At 41.7% G+C, this 17,392-nt stretch carries 12 protein-coding genes, 12 tRNA genes, 2 rRNA genes and 1 pseudogene; all 27 read right to left on the bottom strand.

Annotated features, from left to right (window positions below):
* Positions 1-519: 519 nt before the first annotated feature.
* On the bottom strand, positions 520-981 hold the full coding sequence (locus tag G396_RS0106805) for a Dps family protein (protein WP_028125494.1): 462 nt from the start codon (positions 979-981) through the stop codon (positions 520-522).
* A gap of 740 nt (positions 982-1,721) precedes the next feature.
* A complete protein-coding gene (ypfJ, locus tag G396_RS0106795; RefSeq protein ID WP_028125493.1) occupies positions 1,722-2,654 on the bottom strand; it encodes a KPN_02809 family neutral zinc metallopeptidase in 933 nt (310 codons plus the stop codon).
* A gap of 86 nt (positions 2,655-2,740) precedes the next feature.
* Positions 2,741-3,481 (bottom strand): 16S rRNA pseudouridine(516) synthase, encoded by a 741-nt coding sequence (locus G396_RS0106790; RefSeq protein ID WP_006418373.1) that lies wholly within the window; start codon positions 3,479-3,481, stop codon positions 2,741-2,743.
* 12 nt (positions 3,482-3,493) lie between these two features.
* Positions 3,494-3,796 carry a rhodanese-like domain-containing protein gene (locus G396_RS0106785; RefSeq protein ID WP_028125492.1) on the bottom strand — a complete coding sequence of 101 codons (303 nt, stop codon included), beginning with the start codon at positions 3,794-3,796 and terminating at the stop codon, positions 3,494-3,496.
* Between the two features lie 2 nt (positions 3,797-3,798).
* Positions 3,799-5,158, bottom strand: a pseudogene (locus tag G396_RS10385) (MATE family efflux transporter).
* Positions 5,159-5,529: 371 nt separating this feature from the next.
* A complete protein-coding gene (locus G396_RS0106775; RefSeq protein WP_028125491.1) occupies positions 5,530-7,296 on the bottom strand; it encodes a flavocytochrome c in 1,767 nt (588 codons plus the stop codon).
* A 396-nt stretch (positions 7,297-7,692) separates the two neighbouring features.
* Positions 7,693-8,130: a DUF3021 domain-containing protein gene (locus G396_RS0106770; RefSeq protein ID WP_034907777.1), complete on the bottom strand. Its 438-nt coding sequence runs from the start codon at positions 8,128-8,130 to the stop codon at positions 7,693-7,695.
* Between the two features lie 20 nt (positions 8,131-8,150).
* A complete protein-coding gene (locus tag G396_RS0106765; protein ID WP_028125489.1) occupies positions 8,151-8,588 on the bottom strand; it encodes a LytTR family DNA-binding domain-containing protein in 438 nt (145 codons plus the stop codon).
* A 191-nt stretch (positions 8,589-8,779) separates the two neighbouring features.
* Entirely contained in the window at positions 8,780-10,789 is a 2,010-nt protein-coding gene (locus G396_RS0106760) for an MSCRAMM family protein (RefSeq protein WP_028125488.1), read from the bottom strand.
* A 430-nt stretch (positions 10,790-11,219) separates the two neighbouring features.
* A complete protein-coding gene (locus tag G396_RS0106755) occupies positions 11,220-12,983 on the bottom strand; it encodes an ABC transporter ATP-binding protein (RefSeq protein ID WP_028125487.1) in 1,764 nt (587 codons plus the stop codon).
* Positions 12,976-14,742: an ABC transporter ATP-binding protein gene (locus G396_RS0106750; RefSeq protein ID WP_028125486.1), complete on the bottom strand. Its 1,767-nt coding sequence runs from the start codon at positions 14,740-14,742 to the stop codon at positions 12,976-12,978. The genes G396_RS0106755 and G396_RS0106750 overlap by 8 nt, the downstream gene beginning before the upstream one ends.
* Positions 14,726-15,163: a MarR family winged helix-turn-helix transcriptional regulator gene (locus G396_RS10380; RefSeq protein WP_248623914.1), complete on the bottom strand. Its 438-nt coding sequence runs from the start codon at positions 15,161-15,163 to the stop codon at positions 14,726-14,728. Before G396_RS10380 ends, G396_RS0106750 begins: the two co-directional genes overlap by 17 nt.
* A 270-nt stretch (positions 15,164-15,433) precedes the next feature.
* The gene (locus G396_RS11455) at positions 15,434-15,577 is read right to left on the bottom strand and encodes a hypothetical protein (protein WP_155857426.1); all 144 of its coding nucleotides are present in this window, start codon (positions 15,575-15,577) and stop codon (positions 15,434-15,436) included.
* 384 nt (positions 15,578-15,961) lie between these two features.
* Positions 15,962-16,045, bottom strand: a tRNA-Leu gene (locus G396_RS0106735).
* Positions 16,046-16,059: 14 nt separating this feature from the next.
* Positions 16,060-16,130, bottom strand: a tRNA-Cys gene (locus G396_RS0106730).
* 21 nt (positions 16,131-16,151) lie between these two features.
* A tRNA-Gln gene (locus G396_RS0106725) sits at positions 16,152-16,223 on the bottom strand.
* Positions 16,224-16,234: 11 nt separating this feature from the next.
* Positions 16,235-16,307 (bottom strand) — tRNA-His (locus tag G396_RS0106720).
* Positions 16,308-16,317: 10 nt separating this feature from the next.
* Positions 16,318-16,388 (bottom strand) — tRNA-Trp (locus G396_RS0106715).
* A 50-nt stretch (positions 16,389-16,438) separates the two neighbouring features.
* Positions 16,439-16,519, bottom strand: a tRNA-Tyr gene (locus G396_RS0106710).
* 3 nt (positions 16,520-16,522) lie between these two features.
* Positions 16,523-16,595, bottom strand: a tRNA-Phe gene (locus tag G396_RS0106705).
* Positions 16,596-16,599: 4 nt separating this feature from the next.
* Positions 16,600-16,672, bottom strand: a tRNA-Asp gene (locus G396_RS0106700).
* A 15-nt stretch (positions 16,673-16,687) separates the two neighbouring features.
* Positions 16,688-16,760: transfer RNA gene (locus G396_RS0106695), tRNA-Val, on the bottom strand.
* Between the two features lie 17 nt (positions 16,761-16,777).
* Positions 16,778-16,849: transfer RNA gene (locus G396_RS0106690), tRNA-Glu, on the bottom strand.
* Between the two features lie 15 nt (positions 16,850-16,864).
* Positions 16,865-16,955: transfer RNA gene (locus tag G396_RS0106685), tRNA-Ser, on the bottom strand.
* 11 nt (positions 16,956-16,966) lie between these two features.
* Positions 16,967-17,039 (bottom strand) — tRNA-Asn (locus G396_RS0106680).
* Between the two features lie 21 nt (positions 17,040-17,060).
* Positions 17,061-17,174, bottom strand: a 5S ribosomal RNA gene (gene rrf, locus G396_RS0106675).
* 78 nt (positions 17,175-17,252) lie between these two features.
* A 23S ribosomal RNA gene (locus G396_RS0106670) occupies positions 17,253-17,392 on the bottom strand; the annotation flags it as partial.

Below are 17,392 nucleotides of genomic sequence, written 5' to 3'. Positions count from 1 at the left end.
GCCCTTGTTAGTGCAAGGCTCAAGTTTTCATTGATTATTTCAACAAAAGTCGGAAAAAGACAGAGAAGAAGAAAGTTACTTTTGTTGATCGTTTTATTATAGGGGGTGAAACTAAAATGGACTTAAAACGGGTAAATAAAGTTATGCATTAAAATTAGGGCAAACTTGGGATAGACGGAAAAGTTTCCTTGTTTTGTGCATTGTAAGGGTTGAATGCGCACGGGTGACATTTTTTGTGTATTGAAATGGCGCAATACACAGGCGTATTTTATTTTGCGCATTGAGACTAATCAATGCACACGCGTGGCTATTTTTGTGCATTTAGACCGATTAATGCACACGGTTACTATTTTTAGTCATGATTACACTAAAAAAGGACTGAACAAAATGTCCAGTCCCTTGATTTGAAAGAGAGATTCTCAGCACTTTAGATTGTCCCTCACTTGTTGGGCCACTAAAAAACGTCACTTATCGGCCCATTTTGCGAAAATCAAAGATTTTCGACTTTTAGCCTGCTGCTTATTTTTCTACTTTTTTTCCTAAGTAAGCAGATAACATCCACACAGCAGTATCTACGGAAGTTTTGATTTCAATTAGTAAATCTTCTAGACAAGATTCATCGTCATCTTGAGCTGCATGCATGGCTTCTTGGATTTTTGCAGAAGTTGCCTTGTAGTCTGCTAATAAGTTAGCCACCATTTCATCGGCACCTAAATTTTTGTCGTCTTTGTTTTCTTTAACGACGGATAATTCTTGGTTTTCTGCTTGGGTTGCCACAGGTTCTTGACCCATAGTTAATAACATTTCAGCAAGATCATCATATTGTTCTGCGATGTCATCATACATTTCTTCAAATTTAACGTGTAATGAATAGAAGTGAGGGCCTTGTACATAGAAATGATATTGGTGGAGCTTAGTCCATAAGGTACCAAGGGTTGCCACTACTTCATTTGAAACTTCATATACTTTTTTGTCTGCCATAATAAATTCCTCCTATTATAAATTTAGAATATTTTTTGGTATTATTTAGAGAAATTCTAATTAACTACCATACCTATACTATACTCTCTTTATTTTTAATTGCAAGAGAAAAGGGTTGTTGAGACAAAAATATTTTCTTGCACTTTAGTCGGAGCCTATTAGGTCAGTGTTTTACGCCGCTTATCGTTAGAAATCCGCATCAAAAATCGGCTGAAGTTAAGCTTAAGTCTTTGGTTTTTACAGCAGTCTTTCCTAACTTTAGGTCCTGGTATGGAATTCTACAAATGGCTTTCATGACTGTAGGTCCTAGTCTGGAATTTTTTATTGACTTATCCATCAAGTAAAGAAAAATCTACTCTCTTTTCCTGACTTTTGGAAAAGTAAAGAATTACAGCTAGTTTTTTCCTGACTTTCGGAAAAGTAAAGAATTACAGCTGGTTTTTTCCTGACTTTCGGAAAAGTAAAGAATTACAGCCAGATTTTCCCGACTTTCGGAAAAGTAAAGAATTACAACTGGTTTTTTCCTGACTTTCGGAAAAGTAAAGAATTACAGCCAGATTTTCCCGACTCCTGCATAAAGTAAAGAAAATACCACCAATTTTTCCACACTTATCAGCCAGGTAAAGAATCCATCTGCCTCCTTTCCATAATTATATCCCATTCAAAAATCCAGCCCACACCCTAATCCAAACAAAACAAAAAGCCGAGACTATATTCAGTCTCAGCCTTGGTAAAGCCTATTAAATATCAATCGAACCGGAGAAGGTGTCGCCGTGTTCGAAGTCGCCATATTGGAAACCACGTTTGAACCACTTGGTCCGTTGTTCAGAACTACCATGAGTAAAGGTATCCGGCATAACCCGGCCATAGTTTTTTTCTTGGAGGGTATCATCCCCCACTGAATAAGCCGCTTGAATGGCTTCTTCAATATCACCTTGATCTAAAAGGCCTTCACCTTGAACATAATTAGCCCAAGCACCAGCTAAATAGTCAGCCTGTAATTCCAACCGTACATTTAATTGGTTAGCTTGACTTTCGGATATGCCTTGACGGGCTTGGTTATATTCATCCATGAGCCCCACTTCATTTTGCACGTGGTGCCCCACTTCATGAGCTAAGACATAGGCCATAGCAAAGTCACCCTTAGCCCCATAACGGTTGGCTAATTCCCGAATAAAAGAGGTATCAATATAGACTTTCTTATCCCCCGGACAATAGAAAGGTCCCGCTTGAGCTTGCCCCACACCACAACCATTGGTCGCAGTAGCGCCAGAATATAAGACAAGGGTCGTCGGCGTATAAGTCCGACCTTCTTCTTGGAACTTCTTCGTCCAGAAGTCTTCAGTTGAAGCTAAGACTTTAGACAGAAATTCTCCCTCCGCATCGGTGAGATCACCCGTTTGCGTTCCTTCTTGTTGAATAATTTGAGAGTCAGTTGTGGTATTGGATCCTGAGAACATATCTGTTAACGAGAAGCCACCACCAAAAATCATAAAGGCTAGGACAATAAGAATGAGCCACTTTGAGCCACCCCGTCCGGATAATAATAATTGTAGGAGTAAGCCTAGGCCACCAGAACCCATGCCCATACCAGTCCTGCCCCCGTACGAGCCCGAGGATTGACCACGACGGTCCTCCACATTACTACTTTCGCGCATATTGTCTGATTTCATAATAGTTTCTCCTTTATCTATTAAAACCTGTTCTTTTCCTCATTGTAGTCTATTTTGCCTTTAAAAGCGACTAATAAGGCAAGCGCTTACTTTCCAACAGGCTTTTGAGGCCCTAAAAAAGCCTTGATGAGTGCTAGTTCATCTGCTTTTAAAACTCGGTATTGTCCAGGGGCGAGATCAGGGTCTAAGTCAATCCCAGCAAAGCTAAGACGTTTGAGTTGGGTGACTTTGACACCAAGAGAAAGAAACATTTTTTTGACTTGGTGGAACTTGCCTTCATGAAGGGTAACCTGGGCGCGACTGGCACTTGAACCTGCTTGAATAATCTGGAGTTGAGCAGGTTGACATTGGTAGCTTTGATCGATCACAATCCCTTGAGCAAAGGCTTGAACCTGGTCATACCCCAAAAAACCATTCACTTCCACCGCATAGGTTTTGGCAACATGTTGGTGGGGCTGTAAGAGACGCCGGCTCAAAGGTCCATTGGTGGTCAAAATCAAGAGTCCCTCGGTAAACCGGTCCAACCGACCCAAGCTATAGAGGTCAGGATGGCGGTCTTGGGCTTGTAATAAGTCAAAAACCACCGGCTTGGTGATATCTTTATTGGCAGTCACATAGCCGGCGGGTTTATTCATCATCCAATAGTATTCTTGGGGACCAGTAATTAAGTGGTTCCCTACTTTAATGATCTGTAAGCCTGGATCCACATTGATGGATCCGTCGGTAATCACCCTTTGGTCAACGGTGACAATTTTTCGTTGAAAAAGATGCTTGCGGTCACTCTTGGAACCAAAATCATTGACTTGGAGTAGACGGTCTATCCGCATGTAAGAACCATCCTATCCCAGATCAGAACTTGAGTCTAAGGCAGCCATACCGCCTTCAACATTGGTTACCTTAAAGCCTTGGCTAGCCAAAAAGTCACACGCCTTGGCTGAAGTTTGACCGATAGCACAAATAACATAATAGTCCTGGTTGGAATCTAAATCTTTGGACCAAGTAAGAATGTCGGCATAGGGTTTAGACTGGGCTTGGGGCAAGTGGCTAGCTGCAAAGCCTTGCGGACCACGAACATCTAAGAGATTTAGGGCTGATTTTTCTGCGCGGCTTAAGAATTCTGAGATTGAAATTGTAGGATACATTCCTATTCCTCCTTAGAAGGGTGAGTTAAAATTGGTTTGGCTTTGACAAAGTAAGCAATGGTTAATTGGATGGCCATAATCGTCCATAGAATTGGCTCGGTAATCATCACTCCAAGATAACCCAGGGTCGGGATTAAGAAGATGACGAAGAGAATTTTCCCAATCATTTCGATCACCGATGACATGAGCGGGTCCCGTTTGAGACCGAGACCTTGAAGGCCATTGCGGTAGTTCATCAAGACTGAAAGGAAAGGCGTAAAGGGCAAGGCCCACATAATATATTGGAAGCCGGTATTCAGCAAGACCGGATCATTCGATCCAGTTAACAGGTGCATGAGGTTCTTAGTGACAAAAACCATAAAGATGCTGCCAACTAAACAATAAACGATACACATGAGATTAGATTTAAAAAGGGACTGGCGAATCCGCTCAAATTGACGGGCGCCAAAGTTTTGTGAGACAAAGGTGGTTAAAGCAGTAGAGATAGACCCCGTCGGCATAGTAAAGAAGAAAAGAATCCGACGAGCAGTCACATGGGCCCCAATGACAGCCACACCAAAACTGTTGACCGAAGTTTGGAGTATAACTGATCCAATGGAAACGATAGAAGACATAAAACCCATGGCCATGCCTTGGCTCATTAATTCTTGGTAGAGTTGGGGCTGGTTTTTGAATTGTTGCTTAGTGGGCACGAGGACGGGAGCTTTTTTATAAATATAAATAAAGGTAATAACCACTGAGATAGCTTGGGAAATGACGGTTGCATAGGAGGCCCCTTTAACTCCCATTTGAAGGACGGTAATCATAAAGATATCCAGACCGACATTCAAGAAGGAAGTAAACACCAGAATAAGGAGCGGCACCATGGAGTTCCCAATCGATCGGAGGAGGCCGGCGCCTAAATTATAGGCAAAGGAGACTAAGATAAAAATCAGAATAATATAGATATAGTCAAAGGCCTGGTCAAAATTTCAGCAGGGGTGTTTAGGCCTTTTAGGAGTGGCTTTAAGCCAAAGTGACCAATCACCATGATCATGAGAGAAATGATCAGTCCGATAATTAGGGAGGCCGCTGTGGCGCGCTTGACCATTTGATAATTGCGGGCACCATAATACCGGGCCACAATAATGGACAGGCCTGCCCCAATCCCCAAGGCAAAGCCCACAATCAATTCGAAGATTGCCGTCGTCGCACCGACGGACGCCAAGGCTTGGTCTCCCAAAAAGTTCCCCACAATTACGGAATCCATGACCCCATACATTGTTGGAAGAGATTAGAAATCATAATTGGTAAAGAAAAAATCAGCAAGGATTTAATAATCGGTCCCTGAGTTAAATCCAGTTGTTGTTTACTTGCTTGCATGAGTCATCCCCTTTTCGTTCGCCCACTATTTTAGCATACGTCAGGGGGATGGCAACTGTTCTGGTCTAAAAAGTGTGTGAATCTATCTCGATTGGCACATTAAATTCTATAAAGATTCTAGTTTTCCGAAACTCGAATCTTATTCCCATACACCACTCCACTTTTTCAAAACTCGAATCTTTGCCCTAGCCGAGGGTGGCTAAACGAACATTTTTGCTGGACTAATCTGGACTAATGTAGAAGCGAGCTGGGTATAACCAGCTCGCCAATCAAAGCTACCAGACGCTAGCCAGCACCCAAACAAATTGGCAATGATTTTTGATAGAAAAAAAGAAGCCCAAGCACGCAGCTTGGGCTCCCTCAAAGATTAATTATTTAGCGGCATTTTGGCCAGCCATACGACCAAAGGTGATAATGTCAGCAATGGCGTTACCGCCTAAACGGTTGGTACCATGGATAACCCCAGTAACTTCACCGGCAGCATATAGACCTTCGATGGCCTTGCCGTCTTTGTCTAAGACGTGCGTATCCTTGTCGATGACCAAACCACCCATAGTATGGTGAACAGATGGTTTACATTTCATTAAGTAGTATTTACCTTTAGATAAGTCATGGAGACCAGCCCGGTGGTTGAAGTCTTTATCCTCACCTGACTTGGCGTATTCATTGACTTTATCAACGGTGGCTTTCAAAGCATCCGCATCAATTTCAAAGAAGTCAGCCACTTCTTCTAAAGAATCAGCTTCAACTAAAAGACCGGTTTTCAATAATTCTTCGTATTCTGCCTTATGAGTCTCTTTTGAATGAGAAATTTGGTCCAATTCATCATTCCATAATTCGTAAGCGTAGCCGCCTGTTTGGGCTAAAATGGCTTTAGAAATTACGTCACGCCGTTCCAATTCTTCCACAAACCGGTTACCTTCTTGGTTAATCAGGATTGCACCATCAAAACGAGTATCTGCTAGTAAAGAAATCATACCCGTTTCAGGGTTAGCTACAGGATAGGTTTGAATGGAATCCATATTGGTTGTCGCAGCGCCGACTTTTTCAGCCATGGCAATGCCATCACCGGTTGTTCCAACAGTATCCGTAGATAAGTAACGTTCATCGTATTCTGGGTTGGCTTCTTTCCGCATTTCCACGTTAGAACCAAAACCACCAGCAGTTAAGATCACTGCGTTTTTAGCCATATAAGTTATTTCTTGGCCATCTTGAGTCGTTGCTTTAACCCCTGTGACCCGGCCGTTTTCGTCTTGGATTAATTCATTAACTGTCGTATTTAAGTCAGTCCGAACACCGACTTCATCGGCTTTGGCTTTTAATTTAGTCACTAACTCAGCACCAGTATGACCTTTAGGAATCAAGGCCCGTTTTACAGAGTGGCCGCCAAATTGGAAGAGTTGGTCTTCTAAGAATTCTACGCCAACTTCATCTTTAAGCCATTCCGCAGATTTCAAGGCATTTTCAGCCAAAATCCGCACCATTTCTGGATCACCTTTTTGGTCGCCACCCTTCATGGTATCTTCATAGTAAAGGTCTACACTGTCATCTTTGATGCCTAATTTTTCTTGAACCCAGTTACCGGGCGCATTCATTTCGCCCCCAGAAATTAAGGTGTTACCCCCAACAGCTGGCATTTTTTCAACTAGGACAACCTTTTTACCTGCTTGGGCTGCTTCAATAGAAGCTGAAAGACCGGCACCACCAGCACCTACGACTACCACGTCGAATTCTTCTTCAGAGGCAGTTTGGTCTTTGTCTTTACTTTCATCTTTCTTTTGAGAGACCGCAGCCAGACTCACTCCTGCTTTTTCGATGGCATCTTGGACGGCTTCGATGTAACCCTTAGAGGTTGCGGAAGACCCTGAGACCACATCCACATCGGCAGAGTTTTTCGCAATAATGGCTTCACGTAGTTCGGTAAAAACCGGCTCAGCCAAGACTTCATTTTCTCCACTTTCCTTAACTTGAATATCCGTAATGGTATCTTGATCGATTGTGACTTCCACCTTGATATCTCCGTGTTTGCCGGCACCGACCCCTTCATAGGTATCTGCCGCCAAGACAGATGGGATGCCCACAAATACGGACAACACCATTGCTAAAACCGCAATGATTTTGACAAATTTAACTTTCATTCTTACTCCTTCTTTCTTATATAAATTTGCTCAGAATACGGTTTTATTCTATCGTTTTGTGAAAAATTGTCAATACTATTTTCAGGGACATCTCTTTCTAATATTGATTTAATCTTATCCTAAACTTTCTATTCTCAGTACTTTGTGACAAATATCTTAATTAGACTACTCATTAAACTTTAAGATTATCCGCTCTTTTTTTAAGAATATTAGACCTGGTCTTAAATAAACGAAGTCATGCACTCACCACTTCTGCATTATTCATACTACTTCAATTTAAATAGTGGCCTCGCATCATCCACTCCAACGATTTTTAGACAACAACACCTAAAGCCAGAAAAGAGCTGGCACAAAGTCCAACTTTGCACCAGCTCTAATTTCTTCGATTAAACTGACTTATTTTGCCATCCTTTTCGCTTGAATGCCTTTATTCAAGGCTTGGGCTTGTTTTAGATTTTCCTTATAAAAACCGTACCAAATCAAGCCAGCAATCAATACTGCGCCAGCAAGTACAGCTAGTCCCATTAAGAAACCATGTCCTTGTGGTAACCAGCCTTCCCAGATGAAGACGCCCACCATCACCAGACAGCCCGTCCCCATATGGATGAGACTTTGCATGCCCATGCTTAACCGGTCATTTTCATAAACGACACTGGGTAAACCAAAACCTAGACCAATCACCAAACTACCCAAGGCCATCTTAGAAAAAGCATAGCTCGCAAACACTAGTTCTCCTTGGTTGACCCAATCAAAGACGAGGCCCACCAATATAAAAATTAAACAAGCGACTCCAAGACCAACAAAACTACTTTTCAATACTTCTTTTACTGTCATAATGTTGCCTCCTTTATGGTTTATATTCCGAAATATTTTTTCAACTCTGGTAAAAATTTACGACTAACATAATCTCCTTGGCCATTATTCAATTTTAAAAAGAGGGATCCAGAAAAACCAGCTTCAATTTCCCGAATTCGGTCCAAATTAACCAAGGTCTGCTTAGAAATTTGCTGAAAGTCGGGACCTAACAATTCTAACAATTCATACAGCCGATAACGGGATTGAAAGACTTGGTCTTGGCTATAAATCATCACTTTCCCTCCTTCAACCCGGGCCATATAGACCTGGTCCGCAGTCAGAACTACTTGTCGGTCTTCCTTGAGGCCCAAGATTGGCTTAGGTTTCCCTTGACCTAAAGTGCTTAAGGCAGATTCAATTTCCGAGTCCATTTGCGCCGCATATATGACTGCAAAAGTCTCTGAATATTTGGGCGAAAGTTCTAACTTTACTTGCATCTCCTGCCACCTCCTTTTTCTTGCCTTCCTTCTCTTGACACTTAAATTGTAGACTAAATTTATTTTGTCATCTCGTTTTTTTGCCTAAGTGGTCAAAAATCGACCCCAAGTTGCAACTAAATCGGCCAAAATAAAAAGCGGAAGGAGCTGAACAACAGTCCAGCTCCTTCCACACTCGGAAAACTATTTATTTACTTAGGTAATTTACTATGGTTGCGGCGTCCTTTCATTAAGAAGAAACCTCCACCTGCAAGAACTAAGGCGCCTAAGGTAATTCCTAAACCAGTTGATTCACCGGTATTTGGTAAGAAACCACCTTTTTTAATTAGGTTCACTGGCCAAGTCATATTGCCATTTTCTTTAATGGCAATGGTATCTTCCATACTTGGAAGGTCATAACCTTGAGGTAATTGGGTAATCGCAAATTTATATTCACCGGCTGGCATTTCAAAACTTGCATTACCTTGGGCATCAGTGAGAACCGCTTTGTCACCCACAGTAACTTGTACCCCTTGAACACCATGATCATTTTCGTCTAAAACTTGTACAGTTAAACGACCATTGGCTACCTTAACGGGTGGAACTGACTCAGATGAATCGCCACCAACCCGGCTTAAATTCAAGGGGAAGGTCATGTCTTGGTCTGGATCCACTGCAAACGTAGATTCACTTTGATCAATGGTATAACCTTGAGGTAAATTGCCTATTTTGTATGTATGCTCACCCACTGCAAGGGTAAAGGCAGCGTTACCTTTATCATCAGTTGATACTGTTTGGTCATCCACAGTGACACTTACACCTTTAACCGGTTGGTCTTTTTCATCTAAAATTTGGAAGGTCCATTTACCTGTTTGGGTCGGTTGGTCAGAAGAGCCATCCCCACTTTCCACAGGAGTTAAATTCAATGGGAAAGTCATATCTTGTCCTGGATCAATAGCAAAGGAAGATTCCGCCTCTTCAATCGTATAACCTTTTGGTAGATTAGAGATAGAATACTTGTAATCACCGACTGGTAAAGTAAAAGCAGCTAAGCCTTGGTCATCTGTGGTTAAACTTTGGTCACCGACAGTTACCGTCACACCTTTAACTGGCTTATCGTTTTCATCTAAAATTTGGAAGGTCCATTTACCTTCTTGAGCTGTCGCATCATCACCAGGTGCTTGCGATTGATCATCTTCCGCAGTGGCAGTCAAATTCAATGGGAAGGTCATATCTTGACCCGCTTCCACTGCAATTGAAGGTTCGGTCACATCTAAAGTATAACCTTCAGGAATTTCAGTCACATTATAGTTATAAGTACCTGCGGGTACTTCAAAGACAGCTAAACCACTTGCATCAGTCGTCACCGCTTGATCACCTAAGGTAACCACGGTATTTGCCACAGGTTGGTCTTTGTCATCTAAAATTTGGAAGGTTAATTTACCTGTCTCAGCAGCCGCTACTTGTTCTGGAACTGCTTCAGAAGCAACTTCTGAACTAGCTTGAGCTGGGTCCGCAGCTACACCAGGATTAGCTTGACCCTCACTACTTGAAGTTTCCCCATCGGTTTGGCTTTCAGTAGGTGCTGCTTCGATACTTTCACTTACAGCCGATTCAGAGTTGGCTGCTGGATTCTCAGCTTCATTTGCTGTCCCCGCACCAGCATCTCCGGTTTCACTCTCACTGGAAGCTGCTGATTCAGCCTCGCCGCTCGCAACTTGGTTAAAGTATACATCAAGCTCGGAGACTAATTTAGCTGAAGTATCTTCAGCATCTTGGGCGACTTCAAGGGTAAATGGTAAGTCATATACCACACTACCATCATCGAGTGTATTTAAGGCACCCTTTTGACTGGCATCCGTATAATTACCAGAAGCTTGCCCTTCTGGATCCATGGTTTGTTGAACTTTTTCAGCGATCACATCTTTATCACTACCGACTAAATCAGCAATGTTATAAAGACGGTAAATATAATTACCAGCTGGCAAACTTAACTGACCTTCAGATTTATTATCTTTGGTTTGAGACCAAACTACTTCTTGGGTATCTGCATTTAAAATTTGGAATTCTACGTTTCCTTGAACTTCCGGTGCTTGACCCTCTTTTTGAACATAAACTTCAGGTTCTAAATTCACTGCTGCTTGAGCATTAATCATTGGTGTTACGCCGGCTAAAATTGCAAAGCTGGATAAAGTTAATAAGGTTTTATTTACTTTCAACATCTAAATCTCCCCCTTTTTCTTTCTGACCTTAGAATACCATAAATTTTTTTCTTTGTGACCAAATCACCAAAGAAGTCACAGATTCTTGAAGAAGCTAATAATTTCTCCATAAAATATTCATAATTGCTATAAATACCATAATAAAGCTATTATAAGCGAAGCATTTTCTCATAAAATATTCATGAATCTTGACAAAATCGTTGATTGGAGATCAAATTTATTATCATTTTTATTATAACAATATTCCTCTAATTACTTGGTCATCTATTTGCCCACACAAGCATCAAAAAATAAGTATTGAGGAAACTTTAAAATCACTTTTCTAGATTGTATTTCTAATTAAATTTAAATAAAAAAACAGATGATTCTTTTTGTATAACTTTTCTCAAAGCATCTACAAATCGAATAATCTGTTATTTTTTCTATTAAATTAAGCTACGTCATCTTCTGTTTCTTCAAACTGACTGTTATATAGGTCAGCATAGAAACCATCTACGGCCATCAGCTCTTCATGGTTACCCTGCTCAATGATATTACCTTCATTTAGGACCAGAATCAAATCAGCATTGCGAATGGTTGAAAGTCGGTGGGCAATCACAAAGGAAGTCCGTCCTTGCATCAACTTATCCATAGCTTGTTGGATTAATTCCTCGGTCCGGGTATCCACAGAAGAAGTCGCTTCATCCAAGATTAAAAGCGGTGCATCTTTAATGAGGGCACGGGCAATGGTCAATAATTGCTTTTGGCCGACAGATAGTGAAACAGAATCATCTAAGACCGTATCATAGGCCTCGGGTAACGTATTGATAAAATGATCAATTCCCACTGCCTTACAAGCTTTAATCATGGCTTCATCACTAATCCCACTTTGGTTAAACTTGAGGTTTTGTCGGATCGTCCCCTCAAAGAGCCAAGTATCTTGCAATACCATAGCAAAATAATCATGAATTTCAGCCCGGGGCATCTCTTTAATATCTACCCCATCAATCGAAATCTTGCCGCCATTCACTTCGTAGAACCGCATCAATAAATTAACCAAGGTTGTCTTTCCTGCTCCGGTCGGACCTACAATCGCCACCTTCCGCCCTGGTTTGGCATAGGCCGAGAAGTCATGAATAATGGTTTGGTCTTCATTATAGCCAAACTTAACATGATCAAATTCAACCAAGCCTTGAACTTCACTTAATTGACGTTCCTTGTGACTTTCATCAGTCATTTCAGTTTCATTTAAGAATTCAAAGACCCGTCCCATAGCTGCATTTGCTTGGGCCACTGATTGACTCGCTTGGGCAAGTTGTTGAACTGGTTGGGTAAACATCCGAATATACATCATGAATGCAACAATCGCACCCATGGTAGCATCGCCATTAATCACTAGACTCGCCCCCACCACACAGACCAAGACATAACCGAAGTTACTAATAAAGCCCATGATTGGGAAAGCAATCCCTGAGAAGAATTGAGCCTTCCAAACGGCAGATTCTAACCGTTGATTAATGACATTGAATTGATTTTTGGCCTTTTCGACCCCATTATAAGCTAAAACAACATTATGACCAGAATACATTTCCTCGATATGGCCATTAACCTGGGAAAGTTCATTTTGTTGGGCTTTAAAAAAGGACCGAGATTTCTTCATCAAGAGAATTGTTCCACCAAAACCAATCACGACCGTGGCAATCGATACCCAAGTTAAGGTTACATTGGTGCGGAACATCATTATTAAAGAGCCCACCAATAAGGCCACAGACGAAATAATAGAGGCTAAGGATTGGTTAAGTGATACCCCCAAGGTATCCAAGTCATTGGTGACCCGAGACAAGGTATCCCCTTTAGAATGAGAATCAAAATAATTTAAGGGCATCCGGTTAACTTTTTGGCCAATATCATCCCTTAAGTTTTGGGTCAACCGTTGGCTAATCGTTGCCATAATATAAGAGGACCCATAATTAAGGACGGCACCAATTCCATACAACACAGCTAAACCATAGGCAATCTTAGAAATCTTGTCTAAATTCATATTCCCCATGATGCCTTGACCAATTAAATCAGTAATTTCAGAGATACGGTCAGGCCCAATCACAGAAATATAGGAACCAATCACAGAGAAAATAGCGGCCACACCGATTAATATTTTAAAGGGCCCGGTGACATAGGTATTGAGTCCAAGCTTGTTTTTTTTATTCTTAGGCATGGGCGAGTTCCTCCTTACTTAATTGAGAATAGGCAATTTCTTGATACACCTGATTATGGGCCAGTAACTCTTGATGAGTACCTTGTCCCACCACTTTACCTTGGTCTAAGACTAGAATTAAGTCTGCATCCATAATAGTCGAAATTCGTTGGGCAACAATCAACTTGGTCGTTTGACTGGTTTCATCATTCAAAGCCTGGCGTAAAGTCTTATCAGTCTTATAATCCAGGGCAGAGAAGGAATCATCAAAAATTAAGAATTCTGGTTTACGGGCAATGGCACGAGCAATCGCCAACCGTTGTTTTTGACCTCCAGAGAAGTTAGTCCCTCCCTGACTCACATGAGCTTTTAGTTGGTCCTCTTTATTAAGAACGAAGTCTTTTCCTTGAGCAATATCAAGGGCCTGCCACATTTGGTTTTCATCCAAAGGACTGACTTTGGACTGACCAAAGTCTAGGTTAGAGGCAATATCACCATTAAAGAGAACCGCTGTTTGAGGAATATAACCAATCAAATTATTTAAGTCTTGACGGCTATAGTTACGGACATCCTGACCATCTAAGTAAATATATCCCTGACTTGCATTATAAAAACGGGGCACTAAAGAAATCAAAGTCGACTTACCTGATCCAGTTGACCCAATAAAGGCAACAGTCTGGCCCGCACTAGCTTGGAAGCTGACATCTTCAATCACTGGATTAGGGGCTCCAGGATAGGTAAAGGAAACATGATCAAATTCAATGGATCCCGCTTGACTAGGGTCACATGCTTTAGGATTTTCCGGGTAAAACAGACTCGCTTTTGTATCTAAGACGGCATTAATCCGGCCGGCAGAAATTAAGGTCCGGGGTAAAATAATAAAAATCGCCGTCATCATCATATAACCAAAGACTACTTGCATGGCATAAGAAGAAAATACAATCATATCAGAGAAAATACCAACTTTTTCTTGCAAGGCAGCAGCTGAGATTAAGTAGGCCCCAATCCAATAGACAGACAGGGTTAAACCATTGGACACAATCATCATCATGGGTTGCATCAAGCCCATCATCCGGTTAATAAACAAATTCAAACCAGTTAATTGATCATTGGCTTGACTAAACTTATGGTTTTGATAGTCTTCGGCATTGTATGCTCGAACGACCCGCATTCCCAGTAGGGACTCCCGCATAACTCCATTTAATTTATCGGTCAGTTCTTGAACTAATTTTTGCTTAGGGAAAACTAGGGTCATCAGTATAATTAAGAAAATCAACATGACACCCACGGCGGCACCAGTAACCATAAGCCACTCAAAATTTTTATCCGCTATTTTGGTCATGGCCCAAACCGCCATCACTGGTCCCCGCACAATAACATTCAATCCCATCGCAATAAACATTTGTAATTGAACAATATCATTGGTAGTTCGAGTGATTAGCGATGGAACTGAGAAATGTTTGATCTCAGCGGTGGAAAAATCCATCACATGTTCAAAGACATCTCGCCGTAAATCCGAAGCAAACGAGGCTGCTACCCGTCCTGATAAGTAAACCACTACAATAGATAGAACTAGAGATAAGAGCGACAAGCCAATCATTTTGGAACCTGGATCATATAGGTCTTCTACGGCCACCCCTGGGGTTTGTAGTAACTTAGTAATATCTGACATATAATCTGGAATATTCAATTCAATCCCGACACCGAGACAAATGAGTATAACTGCAAGCACAATCATCAGCACTTCTTTAGCTGTCAGTCGTTTAAAGAGACGTATCATTTTGTGTTTCCTCCTTTTGGTCAAGCAAATGATTGACCTTTTCAATATTTTTGGATAACTGGTTGAATACCTTCATCACTTGATCTAACTCAGCTTTTGATATTCCTTCAAAGAGAAAGTTTTCAATCATAAAGGAGAAATCTTTGATAATGGGTAGTTTTTCCTGGCCCAAACCTGTGAGTCTCAGACACTTATAACGTCGGTCCTTGTCATAAGGCACAACCTCAATAAAACCATTCCGCTCCATCCTTTGGACTAATTGACTGGCTACTGACTTAGAAATTTCTAACTCAGCTTCAATGTCTTTTTGGAAAACATCTTCAGCCTGGTGTTGACCTAAATATGAAACAACATGACCTTGGGGACCATCCAAGTGTTCCAAGTCAAAATTCTTAGCCAGGCGACCGGCTAAATTATCCAAATTTTGGACAATTATCTTAAATTGATTATGGATATTAATCTCTCCTTTTTTATAAATAGTTCTCTAGGAAACTATATTAGTTAGCATGGGAACTATTATAACCTTTTAAAAGAAAAATGCAAGCAGTTTGTATCCAAATTTTTAAATTTGGTAATTATATTAGATACAGTTTAAAAAAGTATGGATCACAAAGGTTTGAAATAAGTATTAACATTAAAAAAAGACTGTACCAGAATTTAGTACAGTCTAAAAAAAATAAAATATGGTAAACTATCTGACTTGACCCCACTGATATAAATGATTATATACCTGAAAATCATGGTCATGGAGTTGCTTGGCTGCGTCGGCTAACCAGTTGTTATTACTTATTAAGACACGTCCATGCATAACCGCATCGACATGAGCACTAGCCAAGGCATATTCACATAAACCAGGATTATCTAATACCCCACCCCTGTGACATCAATCGAAACAAATTCCTTTATTGCTTTTGTAAAGGCTAATTGATGGCCTTCTCAAATATCAAAACTAGGCTCAATTGGTAACAAACCACCCGTGGAAATATCAAGCGCTGCAACCCCTTGACTTTCTAACCAAGTAGCAAATTCTTGATAATCGGCAGTGAATTTCCAGACTCATGATAGGCAGAAACCGATAAACGCATCAAAACTGGTCCAGTAAAGGTTTCTGTAACAGCAGCCAATACCTCTCCTATTCAATATACTTAAAAATCAAAAAGAAAATTTTTTAAAAAAAACACCTCATCCTAAGATGAGATGCTAGAAGCCAAAGGCTATATACCGGTGATCGGGGTCGAACCGATACGCCCTCGCGGGCACTGGATTTTGAGTCCAGCGCGTCTGCCAATTCCGCCACACCGGCATGAGAAGTGTTAAAGGCGGTAACCGGATTTGAACCGGTGATCGAGGTTTTGCAGACCCATGCCTTACCACTTGGCTATACCGCCGAATAGATTATATAAAAAAAACTGGGGTAGCTGGATTCGAACCAACGAGTGACGGAGTCAAAGTCCGTTGCCTTACCGCTTGGCTATACCCCAATAATAAAATAGGCGATTGATGGGAATCGAACCCACGAATGTCGGTGCCACAAACCGATGCGTTAACCACTTCGCCACAACCGCCATGATTTAACAGGGACTGTAGGAATCGAACCCACACTAACGGTTTTGGAGACCGTTGTTCTACCGTTAAACTAAGTCCCTATCGTGAGTTGAGAACCGATTCGATCAATTTCCCAATCAAAAATTAATAATGGAGGGAAGAGGATTCGAACCTCTGAACCCGAAGGAGCGGATTTACAGTCCGCCGCGTTTAGCCTCTTCGCTATCCCTCCATATGGCTTTGGACAGAATCGAACTGCCGACACCTTGAGCTTCAATCAAGTGCTCTACCAACTGAGCTACAAAGCCAAAACGGTCCGGACGGGATTTGAACCCGCGATCTCCTGCGTGACAGGCAGGCATGTTAACCCCTACACCACCGGACCATAATATTAAATTAATGGAGGTTAACGGGATCGAACCGCTGACCCTCTGCTTGTAAGGCAGATGCTCTCCCAGCTGAGCTAAACCTCCAGTTGTTGCACTTATAATAGTCCGTACGGGATTCGAACCCGTGTTACCGCCGTGAAAGGGCGGTGTCTTAACCACTTGACCAACGGACCATAATTATATAAAAACGGAGAGTAAGGGATTCGAACCCTTGAGACACCTTTTGGGCGCCTACACGATTTCCAATCGTGCTCCTTCGGCCAGCTCGGACAACTCTCCATGCTGACTTACTCCGCAAGTAGGGCTCGAACCTACGACATCATGATTAACAGTCATGCGCTCTGCCAGCTGAGCTATTGCGGAATGACATTAAAAGTGTACCCTGCATGGCGACGACCTACTCTCACAGGATCAAGTCCCACTACCATCGGCGCTAAGAAGCTTAACTACTGTGTTCGGCATGGGAACAGGTGTGCCCTTCTTGCCTTTATCACCACACAGTGCACTTTATGTCTCTTTGAATGACCTTGGTCACTCAAAACTGAATACCTCATCTCAACCTTAAAATTGTTCTTTGTGGTTAAGTCCTCGACCGATTAGTATTCGTCCGCTCCATACATTACTGTACTTCCACTCCGAACCTATCTACCTGATCGTCTTTCAGGGGTCTTACTTCTTACGAATGGGAAATCTCATCTCGAAGGTGGCTTCGCGCT

It is taken from the genome of Eremococcus coleocola DSM 15696 (assembly GCF_000428865.1).
GTDB lineage: Bacteria > Bacillota > Bacilli > Lactobacillales > Aerococcaceae > Eremococcus > Eremococcus coleocola.
Note: the sequence above shows the minus strand (reverse complement) of the source record. Positions and strands in the feature narration are given on the sequence as shown.

Coding starts and splice junctions, on each gene's coding strand:
- G396_RS0106805 (WP_028125494.1), bottom strand. CDS start 981: ATGGCAGACAAAAAAGTATATGAAGTTTCAAATGAAGTAGTGGCAACC.
- ypfJ (WP_028125493.1), bottom strand. CDS start 2,654: ATGAAATCAGACAATATGCGCGAAAGTAGTAATGTGGAGGACCGTCGT.
- G396_RS0106790 (WP_006418373.1), bottom strand. CDS start 3,481: ATGCGGATAGACCGTCTACTCCAAGTCAATGATTTTGGTTCCAAGAGT.
- G396_RS0106785 (WP_028125492.1), bottom strand. CDS start 3,796: ATGTATCCTACAATTTCAATCTCAGAATTCTTAAGCCGCGCAGAAAAA.
- G396_RS0106775 (WP_028125491.1), bottom strand. CDS start 7,296: ATGAAAGTTAAATTTGTCAAAATCATTGCGGTTTTAGCAATGGTGTTG.
- G396_RS0106770 (WP_034907777.1), bottom strand. CDS start 8,130: ATGACAGTAAAAGAAGTATTGAAAAGTAGTTTTGTTGGTCTTGGAGTC.
- G396_RS0106765 (WP_028125489.1), bottom strand. CDS start 8,588: ATGCAAGTAAAGTTAGAACTTTCGCCCAAATATTCAGAGACTTTTGCA.
- G396_RS0106760 (WP_028125488.1), bottom strand. CDS start 10,789: ATGTTGAAAGTAAATAAAACCTTATTAACTTTATCCAGCTTTGCAATT.
- G396_RS0106755 (WP_028125487.1), bottom strand. CDS start 12,983: ATGCCTAAGAATAAAAAAAACAAGCTTGGACTCAATACCTATGTCACC.
- G396_RS0106750 (WP_028125486.1), bottom strand. CDS start 14,742: ATGATACGTCTCTTTAAACGACTGACAGCTAAAGAAGTGCTGATGATT.